The sequence below is a fragment of the Paenibacillus sp. 01T422 genome, from assembly GCF_056398785.1.
The window spans coordinates 1-9,708 of sequence record NZ_JBFTQB010000320.1 but is presented as its reverse complement, the minus strand read 5'-3'; the positions used below and the strand labels follow the sequence as shown (position 1 = coordinate 9,708).

Here is a 9,708-nt window from a genome sequence, read left to right as displayed (position 1 = left end):
ACTCTATAAAGTGTCAGATTCACAGGATCAAGTTTAGCAGGACTAGTCGCCGCTCCCCCGCTTTTCGCACTCTCCGCTGGCGAAACTGTAGCGGTAGGCCCTCCCGTGTTTCCGCTGCTGCATCCGCTAATTAAGGATACTGCACAAACAATTGAGAAAACGCTTCCGAATACTTTCTTCATGCTCTTTGCTTTCATGTGTTTTTCCTCCCCTGGATCATACAATTTGATATTATTTGAAACCTTACGGTATCAAACCAACGTTAAGCGTCTAGCCTTTAATGGAACCGACTGTAATTCCTTTGACAAAAAATCGTTGAAAGAAAGGAAAAATAAATAACATGGGACCTGCCGCAACGACCGCTAGCGCGAAACGAGCCGATTGGCTTGGCAACACGACAGAAGATGTATTCGCTACGGCCAGTGCACTATTTAAGAAATCAATGTTAGACATGATTCGGTAAAGCAGTAGTTGCAAACTGACATACTTCCCAGTGTCAATAAACAATAAACTTAACCAATAATCATTCCAATAGATGAGCACTGAAAACAAGGCGATTGTTGCTAATCCGGATTTACTAACAGGAATAATAATGGAGAAAAACACACGATATTCGCTTGCGCCATCCATTTTCGCCGATTCAATTAATGCGAATGGGATCGTCGACATAAATCCTTTCATTAACAAGACTAAGAAAGGGGTTACAACATACGGCAGAATAAGAGCTAACGGTGAATCTTTTAAATGTAAAATCCGCGAGACGAGAATGTACCACGGCACCAAACCGCCGCTGAACAAGAGTGTAAAAAAGATGAAAAATGAAATTTTATTCGCTAAAAAGAAATCTTTTCTACATATCACGTAAGCAACCATGGCTGTAATCATGATGCTCAGCAAAGTACCGGCTACTGTTACAAAGATCGTAACCACATAGGAATTAATAATTTGTTTGGGATTTTTAAAAATAAATTGATACGCTTCTAACGAGATTTCACTTGGAAATAAGGAGTACCCTTCTGTTAAGATCGTACTTTCTTTTGTGAATGACGCTGTGAGAACAAGCACAATTGGAATGATACAGGCAATCGACGATAACAATAATGCCATGTGGATCATGAAGAGACTAATACGCGATTTGATTATCATTGAGAAGAACCTCCTTAGAACAGGGCGTTTTCTTTACTAACCCTTCGAATGACGAAATTTGTAAGTAAGATGATGACAAGACCAACAACAGATTGATAGAAACCGGCAGCCGATGCCATGCCAATATCTCCATTAACCCTTAGAGCTCTAAACACGAACGTATCAATGATATCTGTCGCTGGATAAAGGAGCGTAGAATTCATCGTAACGTTATAAAACAAGTCAAAATTCCCGAAGAAGATACGGCTTACTTGAAGTAGCACAAGCAGAATCATTAAAGGTTTCAGCAAAGGGAGGGTAATTGACCAAATTTGCTGCCAGATGTTTGCGCCATCTATTTCTGCCGCTTCAAAATACTCTGAGTCAATGGAGATAATGGCTGTGTAATAGATAATGGCGTAATAACCCGCATTTTTCCATAAATTAACCAATATTAAAATATAAGGCCAATATTTAGGCTCGTTATACCAAAGAACAGGTTCCTTACCGAACCAGGACAATATCGTATTTAGAAATCCGTGACTCATATCCAGAAAAGCAAGGCATACATAACTCACGATCACGAAGGAGATAAAATAAGGGAAAAATAGCGCCGTTTGATGGAATTTGACAAACTTTTTCGAAACTTGATTCAAAAGAAGCGCAAGAAGAACCGAAACGATTAAAGTAGAAAGAATAAAAGCGGTGTTGTAGAGGAGCGTATTCCGGGTAATGTCCCAAGCATTGCTGGAAGTAAATATGAATTTAAAATTTTCAAAACCACTCCATGGACTGTGGAGGATACCATCCCTATAATTGTAATTTTTAAAAGCGACGATCAGTCCGTATAAGGGAATATAGTGGAAAACAAAAACAAAGATGCAAGCAGGTAAGGCTAAAACTAACAACTGATGAGACTGTCTAAGCTGCTTCCAAAAAGCAGGAAGTTTATGCGCCGTAGAACCTCCTCTGGCCTTTATAGTTACAGGTACTCTCTCCATGAAAAACACTCCTCGTTTCGTATTTACCTTCGCTGGCCTGTTGTTTGGCAGGTTGTCTTTGGTGTGACCTCATCATAGCCCGATACCCCTCTTTTCTAAACAACAAGTATCTGGTTTTTCTATAATTCGGTATGCAAAAACGAGTGATTTCTACAGAAACGACCCTGTAAGTATTTTTAAAGACATTACAATAATAGTAATTAAGGTAAACCAATTTTCAAATGATCATTTTGGGGGTTCCTGAAAAAGAATTGAGGCGTGCGCTCTAGTAAATGATATACAAAAATACGGCGTTTCCCCCACATCGCGAGAGTAAACGCCGTATTTTCCCTTGTCTCATTTAAAACTTCAATTGCCTGCTTGATATTTTTGCTGATACCACATGACCCGCATTGGCATTATTGTGCCCGATTTCAAGCGGATCAGGGCCGACATACGTTGTTTCTTTACCCTTTATTGTCAAGAGCCCAGGCTCCAGTGTGATTATGGCATAAAGGGGTTCTTCGTAAGGAACAGATTGCCCCAGAATCCAGTGCTTTTCCGTAATTTCCTCGGAATACCGAACCGTATTGAACTGAGGGCCCAAATAATGATACGAGATACTGTTCATATGGAGGAAATAGATATCGTCGATCACCTTGGCGCCATCAAGGTGATTATGACCATTCATGCAAGCGATCACTTTACGAAAACCCGCTATTTGATTGGCTTCTCGCAAAATCTCACGAAGTTTGTCGCTGTTATAAATTCCGACATTAGATCCAACATATGTCTCTTCCAGGCTTTGGTGGCTGAACAAAATCGTAGGTTTGTCCGTTTGGGACAAATCCTTCCTCAACCACTCTAATTGCTCGTCCGTCACATGACAGACGGTATGCCCCTCTTTAGAATAATTGCTAAACGCATAATCCACGTACTGACCGTCCACACGGAAATAATTGGCATCCAGAACAACGAAATGGTAGTCGCCGCAGTCGAATGAATAATAATTGGACTTCATACCAAGAAAACTCATCATCATCTGTTTATCACATTTATCCATATCATGATTGCCAAGAACATGATAATTTGGCCCTTCAAATTGCTTCCATATATCAAGGAATGGCTTGTTTTCCGGAAGCGGAAAACAAAAATCGCCCAGTTGGATAATAAAATCCACTTTTTCTTTGATACACTCGTCTATAAATGCTTGAAGCCTATCACTTGCTTTATACATCAAATCTTGATGAATATCTGTGATTAACCCAAATCGGATACATTCATGTTCCATACCAATTCCCCCAATAAGATGATTAAAGTAGAATGATAAAAGTGTAGACTGCTCTCTTCTATCATAGCTCCAATATCCATCTCTTCTACACATCAAGTGTATTGGATTTCTATAATCAGGTGTGTAAAAACGAGCGATTTCTATAAAATTCACCTAAGTCGGTCAACGATACATGAGCGATAGCAGCACAAAAAGCTCGTTCCATCTAGTCCATAGAACTAGATGAAACAAGCTCTTAACCTAGACCCCTACAGGTTGCCCAAGTTTGGCAGACTCGTAAGCGGCAAGCGCTACTTGCGCCGCTTTCAATCCGTCTTCTCCTGTGACCGGTACCTGCTCGCCTTGACGCATCGCCTTGACGAAGTCACGGATCATAAACCCATCCATATTGTCTCCCCAGAAGGTGTATTGTCCTTTACCTGCTGCATTGCTGAACAGGTCATTTTTCTGCGCAAAGCCGTCCACTGTGATAACTCCCTGGGTGCCGACAATTTCCATCGTCACATCCCCCCATGTCGGGAACGATTTGGGACGCGACCAGCTCGTATCCAGAACTGCAAATACACCGTTGTCGAACTTGATGTGCACCATGCCGGCATCTTCCACTTCAAGCTCTTCTCTGAAAAGTGTAGCCGCATAAGCGTACACTTCCTTCACTTCCGACTGTAAAAACCAGTTCATCAAGTCCATCACATGCACGGTGTGGTCGAGAACGGCCCCGCCTCCGGATAAGCTTTTGTCGATGAACCATCCGCCAGGGTTGCCTCCGTGATTCGTCCCTTTGATCGCGACGATGTCACCAATATCGCCACGCTCGATGGCTTCCTTCGCCTGCACCACGGCCGCCAAGTAGCGGCAAGGAAATGCTGTCATTAGCTGTACGCCGTTCTCCTTGCAGGCAGCAATCATTTGCTCCATCTCCTCCATCGTCGTGCCGAGCGGCTTCTCACAAAGCACGTGTTTTTTCGCATTCGCTGCGTCGATCACAAGCTTGGCGTGATGAACGTTCTCCGAGCAAATGACCACGGCGCCCACATCTTGTGCGAGCAAATCCCGATAATCGGCATAATACGGCACTTCGTGGCGCTGAGCAATGCCTTCAACCCTGCTTCTCACTTCATCTGCAATCCCAACGATTTTGACATCAGGCAGCTCTAGTAAACTATTAAAATAACTGAATGCATGACCATGCGCGAAGCTAATCATGCCTATTTTCAACGTATCCATGATAGGTCCCTCCCGGAATGTTTGCCCTCTTTATAGCAGCACAGCTCGGCCAGTTTGAATCGATTCAAGCGCAGCTTTGGCAATTCTCAATGCTTCGCAGGCATCAAGCGCTGTTACGATCGGATCGCTGCCGTCGCGGATGCAAGTCAGAAAATGTTCAAGCTCGATGTAATACGGATCATAGAAGCTCGGGCTTTGTGGAATTTCAACCGCTTTACCCCCGCTCTCTGGAGGGGAAACCTTGCGTATTTGCAAAGATTGCGCGCTCATACTATCCGTGTGAACAAGTCCCTCGGAACCCGCAAACTCTGCCGCATAGCGGAAGGATCCCGGATAGCCCCAGAATGCCTCCAGATTAGCCACTGCACCGCTTTTGAAAACTAGCGTAACAAGCGCATAATCCATCGTTCCTTCACACTTGTTCATCCCATAAACTGACTTGACCTCGCCTAGCGTCCAACGCATGAAATCGATGTCGTGCACCATTAAATCGACAATCACGCCACCGCTTTTGTCTGCATCCATGAACCAGGACCTAGCTTCTCCTGGATGGCCGCCTACACGCCTCGCATTCGCAACACCGACCCTGCCGATTTGACCGGCATCAATCTGCTGCTTCATCTGCGCATATTCAGGGAAAAAGCGTACGACATGTCCAATGAATAAGCGGACCCCATTATCCTCACAGCAAGCGATCATTTCTTTGGCATCTTCCAAATGCAGCGCCACTGGCTTCTCACAGATGACATGTTTCCCTGCTTTTGCGGCTTGAAACACGACTTCTTTATGTAAGAAGGTAGGAACTGCGATACTGACAACGTCAAATTCAACAGCCGAAAGCATCTCCTCAAATGTCGTGAACGCCATCGTTCCCACTTTTGTTGCAGCCTCTGCCGCATACTCCGCATTAATATCACATACGCCAACCAGTTCTACGCCGGGCATCTTCGCATAACTCTTCGCGTGCCACTGCCCCATACCGCCACAGCCGACTACTGCTACTTTCATCTCTCACTCGCCCTTTCAATTGTTGTATACTAATTAAAGCAATCATACCGATTCGACAGCCATACAAAAATGACGCGGTTTGTCTTGTTTATATCCAAATTTGCAGTGATGGACTAGGTGATGTTACTTATGGAAACGTTCAAAGAACCCATTCATTATCAGAATGAGCACCTATGCATGAAGGTCTGGCAGTTCACCAATACAAATCCGAAGAGTCATCAGCTTGGGCAGCAATGGCACTACCATAAAGAGGTTGAACTGATTATCGTGCAAGAAGGAAAGCTTGATATTCGTACGCCGGACAATCTCTATCACCTCTCGCCGGGTGAAGTCGTCCTTATCGGCTCTTCCCAGCTTCATCACAGCAGTAAGCCGGAAGACGAACCACTCGTCTATATCGTGCTCCATGTCGATCTTCAGCCCTATTTTGACCCTGCGATGATGATGTATTATCGGCATTTCTCAGAAATGGTGCGACCGCTCGAAGATTTGAACTATATGTTCCTTGAAAATGAGCGCGCCAGCAGCTGCTCATTACCAAAACCGACATTGTCACCGACATAGCCGTGACTGTGGGGATCGAGAATATGGCTCATTTCTATGAGCTGTTCAAACGCTACAATGGCTGCACGCCGAAGGAATATGTCAGAAAGTTGCTGCGAGTGGTACAATAGAAGTCGATAACGTTTCAGCTCAAAATTTCAGGAGGATTGATGAGAATGAGAGATACCTTTTTATTCGGAGCATTGGACAAGTACCGCAATCGGCTGCTTCAGTTAGTGGAAGGATGTCCTGCGGACAAAAGAAATGTTGTGCCAGAAGGGTTTAACAACAGCCTTCATTGGCAGATTGGTCACGTTCTTTCGGTGACGAATCGCCTCGTATTCGGTCTTTCCGAGCAACCTTCGTTACTTCCAGCGAACTATTTATCCTTTTTTGGCAATGGTACGAAACCTGCAGATTGGCAAGAAGAACCGCCTGCTTGGGATGTAATCATCGCACAACTGAAAGAACAACCAGCCCAAATTCGCGAGTCCTTGCACGATAAGCTGGAAGTGCCAGTCAAAGAGAACATGCTGCAAGCTGCGACGATTGAGCAGCTAATCAACGCCAATATCATGCATGAAGCCAATCATTTTGGCGTTATGTCTGCTATGATGAAAGTGTTGAAATAATTTTAGGAACACAAAAACAGCCGTTCAAAGGTAACTTTGAGCAGCTGTTTTTTTATTCATTCCTATTTTTCAATCGGCCCTGTATCTACGACCTCAAAGTCGCTCCCTTTCAGCTTGCTTAGCTTACGCAAATCATCATTATCCCATTTCGGATCAGGCGCTCCGCTGACATAGAGATCACTGCCGTTGTCCGCAACGATCATGCCATATTTCTTCATGGCACGAAGGATGGCTTGATTCGTTGGCGAGTAGCCGGAAATGTCAAAATCGTCCCGCAGCCGCAGTCTTAATCCCATAGGAGGAAGATTGGGGTCTGTGCTGCTTGAAGCATAGTGGGTGGCTGGAGCGACGAATCCCTTTTGTGTTTTGCGGACTGTGAACCGCAGGGCATGGTTGATTTCTCCAGCAGATGCTTCATCATAACGGACCAGACCTGGGAAAATTGGCAGACCCGCTGCGTCCGCGGATGTCCAGTACTTTGTCCGCAAGGCATTCGATTTCAAATCCCATATGGCGCCGTTCGAAGCTTTCCAACCATCATCTGTCTGGTGCGCGTTGTACAACTCATACAGGTTCTGATTGTCTTTATCGACAACGATGACATGTCGGTCACCGTCACTGTTAGGCCCGCCCTCAATTGGCGCATTCAGTGGAATCGGATAGGGACCCGGATCGCTTTCGTCGCCATAGTCGGTGAATGTCACATTGACTTTCGGCTGATCTCCGCCTACGACCGTGTATGGAATGCCGATTGGGGCGCCTTCCCACACCGTGCCGAAATCCGCATGCAGACTCGTATTCAAGCCAATTGAGGAGATGAACTGTGCTGATTTCTGATGGACAGGGTAACTGGAAATATCGGTATTCCATGGGTTATCCTTAGGAAATACTTGCAATGTTGCCGATCCCGGTGCTGAATTCTGAGCCGGCTTGTCCCCAACGTAGATAGAGCTTGTTGCATCATCCCAGCTGACCGATTTCCCTAGCGATTCAGACAGAAATCTTAGTGGTACATAAGTTGTATCTTTGTAAATAAACCCCTGCAAATCCTTCGGAGGCTGCTTGCTCTCACCATCGAAATAATATTGTAATTTGCGAAAATAAACGTCTATTCCGACCGCATCAGTCGCCGCGTAAGTTAGCCCTGAGAAAAATAAGGCGCCACAAACGAAGCCGACTGTTCCCGCTTTCCATTTACCCAATGTATGGTCACTCTCCCATTTACTTAATGATATGGTGGATTCTTTCGCCTAACATTAAATGATTCGAAAGCTATCCCCCCATTTATGTCGTTTCCACCCGGAAAATGGTCCCGTCGTCTCGGTAATAGTAGCAAATTTCATCCATTATCGTGCTTAAGCGGACGGACTTGTTGGTAAACTTTTCAATAATGCCACGGTCAACTTCACAGTAAACACCATCAGCATCTGTCTGCAGCACAGAGACCGTCGATTGAGATAAAGCTGCGATAAAAAGATCCGCATCAGATTCCAACATCTTATGCATGGGAACAGCCTCACCTTCGGATAGGCCAGAAGCGACCCGCTTTTTACAAAATATTACTTGAGTATATGTAGGAACTTATGATGTATTAACCTTTTATTCGTAATCGCTGTTATTTCGAAGGGGATGGTGCCTCATCCTACTCAACACAATATTACCATCACCTGTGTCTACACACCTAGCAATCAGAGGAAAAAAGATATACCTCCGATTGTGTATCCGCGTTTACTCAGGCTCGAAGCGATTATAGACTCGGATCCCGATCGTCATCCCATACCAATATCAACAAATCAAACGGAACTACAGGACACTATTTGTGCGATATCATAAAAGGCCATCTCCGAAGTCATTTCTGACTTTGAGACAGCCTCTTCGCCTTTTATTTATGATGGCCCTTCGGCTTTTTGCCGCTCCATCGCTCGTCAACCTGCTCATTAGCCGATTGATATCTCGCATCAACACTAATGCGATACTGGTTCGTCGTATTTTCAAGCGAGCAGTGCATCAAAAACATACCGAAAATAAGCACATCCCCTGCCTGAAATTCGGTTGTTGCCCACTTGCCGCCGAACTTCTCCGTTATGACTAGCGGATCATCGGTGTAGTGACCGATTCCATCGCGGTCTGCATCTTTGGAGCCGTAGGATTGCTTCAACTTTTCGAAACGGTGAGAACCTAGGCAAATAGCCAGTCCACCCATTTCATACGTTACATCTCCAAGGGGAGACCATACGGTGTAGACGTTCTGTGTTCCTCTGCCCATATACACAATATCGTAGTGCGCTCCGGTGAAATCCCCTTTGCCTACGGCGCGGAGCCATTTGTAATGATACGTAAGCGACTGTTCCCCAATGAATTCATCGAAAAAGCGCATGATATGTTCGCCATTTAGTACATTCAACAGAGCAGGAAGGTCTTCATTCGTTCCCCCCATGAATATGGTTTTACTGCCATCGGCCATAACGCCTTCTTCCAGCTGCGTGTCGCGATCCAGCTTGCCCATCTGGGCCATTTTTTCCAAAATGCTCGTCCGGGCTTCCAACACCTCATCTCTATCATGGAACCCGCGGATTAATAAATAGCCGTCCTCCYCCATCCGTTCTCGCAGCGCCTGCTTATCCTGCATAATATCATTGGAGCTTCGAAGCTCCGTCAATTGCTCGCCATCCATTTCTAATTCGCGATTTCCTACCTTCACCATCATTGCACATTCGCTCCTCTACTTGTGGTATCTGATTTAAGTGTAGAGGAATTAGCAGTTCTCATCCATGGATTGAAAGTATAATTTCATGTATAATTGTACATATAGTAGGGCCATTAACACCCCAATTCCTCATTTAAAATGTACATTAGAACGATTTCCGAGGAGATGTTACTTTATGTCCTTCATGAATATCCC

At 44.9% G+C, this 9,708-nt stretch carries 11 protein-coding genes and 1 pseudogene; 3 read left to right on the top strand and 9 right to left on the bottom strand.

Annotated elements, in window-relative coordinates; genetic code table 11:
* The 6 genes and pseudogenes from AC1DUA_RS18540 to AC1DUA_RS18515 all read right to left on the bottom strand — a co-directional run.
* Positions 1-197, bottom strand: a pseudogene (locus AC1DUA_RS18540) (hypothetical protein); the annotation flags it as partial.
* Between the two features lie 73 nt (positions 198-270).
* Positions 271-1,146 (bottom strand): carbohydrate ABC transporter permease, encoded by an 876-nt coding sequence (locus tag AC1DUA_RS18535; RefSeq protein WP_477501177.1) that lies wholly within the window; start codon positions 1,144-1,146, stop codon positions 271-273.
* A 14-nt stretch (positions 1,147-1,160) separates the two neighbouring features.
* Complete coding sequence (locus AC1DUA_RS18530) at positions 1,161-2,126, bottom strand: ABC transporter permease (RefSeq protein ID WP_477501176.1); 966 nt, start codon at positions 2,124-2,126, stop codon at positions 1,161-1,163.
* 340 nt (positions 2,127-2,466) lie between these two features.
* Positions 2,467-3,396, bottom strand: coding sequence for a metallophosphoesterase family protein (locus AC1DUA_RS18525; protein WP_477501175.1), 930 nt, complete (start codon positions 3,394-3,396; stop codon positions 2,467-2,469).
* 240 nt (positions 3,397-3,636) lie between these two features.
* The gene (locus AC1DUA_RS18520) at positions 3,637-4,623 is read right to left on the bottom strand and encodes a Gfo/Idh/MocA family protein (RefSeq protein WP_477501174.1); all 987 of its coding nucleotides are present in this window, start codon (positions 4,621-4,623) and stop codon (positions 3,637-3,639) included.
* Between the two features lie 30 nt (positions 4,624-4,653).
* On the bottom strand, positions 4,654-5,631 hold the full coding sequence (locus tag AC1DUA_RS18515; protein ID WP_477501173.1) for a Gfo/Idh/MocA family protein: 978 nt from the start codon (positions 5,629-5,631) through the stop codon (positions 4,654-4,656).
* Between the two features lie 129 nt (positions 5,632-5,760).
* Between AC1DUA_RS18515 and AC1DUA_RS18510 the strand changes: the two genes are divergently transcribed.
* The 3 genes from AC1DUA_RS18510 to AC1DUA_RS18500 are packed head-to-tail and all read left to right on the top strand — an operon-like array spanning position 5,761 to position 6,806.
* Positions 5,761-6,195: a cupin domain-containing protein gene (locus AC1DUA_RS18510; RefSeq protein WP_477501172.1), complete on the top strand. Its 435-nt coding sequence runs from the start codon at positions 5,761-5,763 to the stop codon at positions 6,193-6,195.
* A gap of 2 nt (positions 6,196-6,197) precedes the next feature.
* Positions 6,198-6,305: a hypothetical protein gene (locus AC1DUA_RS18505; RefSeq protein WP_477501171.1), complete on the top strand. Its 108-nt coding sequence runs from the start codon at positions 6,198-6,200 to the stop codon at positions 6,303-6,305.
* Positions 6,306-6,350: 45 nt separating this feature from the next.
* The gene (locus tag AC1DUA_RS18500; protein ID WP_477501170.1) at positions 6,351-6,806 is read left to right on the top strand and encodes a DinB family protein; all 456 of its coding nucleotides are present in this window, start codon (positions 6,351-6,353) and stop codon (positions 6,804-6,806) included.
* A 62-nt stretch (positions 6,807-6,868) separates the two neighbouring features.
* Here AC1DUA_RS18500 and AC1DUA_RS18495 read toward each other — a convergent pair whose 3' ends face one another.
* The 3 genes from AC1DUA_RS18495 to AC1DUA_RS18485 form a co-directional block, all read right to left on the bottom strand.
* Positions 6,869-8,008: a stalk domain-containing protein gene (locus AC1DUA_RS18495; protein ID WP_477501169.1), complete on the bottom strand. Its 1,140-nt coding sequence runs from the start codon at positions 8,006-8,008 to the stop codon at positions 6,869-6,871.
* An 82-nt stretch (positions 8,009-8,090) separates the two neighbouring features.
* Positions 8,091-8,312: a hypothetical protein gene (locus tag AC1DUA_RS18490; protein ID WP_477501168.1), complete on the bottom strand. Its 222-nt coding sequence runs from the start codon at positions 8,310-8,312 to the stop codon at positions 8,091-8,093.
* Between the two features lie 376 nt (positions 8,313-8,688).
* Positions 8,689-9,513: a phytanoyl-CoA dioxygenase family protein gene (locus AC1DUA_RS18485; RefSeq protein ID WP_477501167.1), complete on the bottom strand. Its 825-nt coding sequence runs from the start codon at positions 9,511-9,513 to the stop codon at positions 8,689-8,691.
* Between the last annotated feature and the right edge of the window lie 195 nt (positions 9,514-9,708).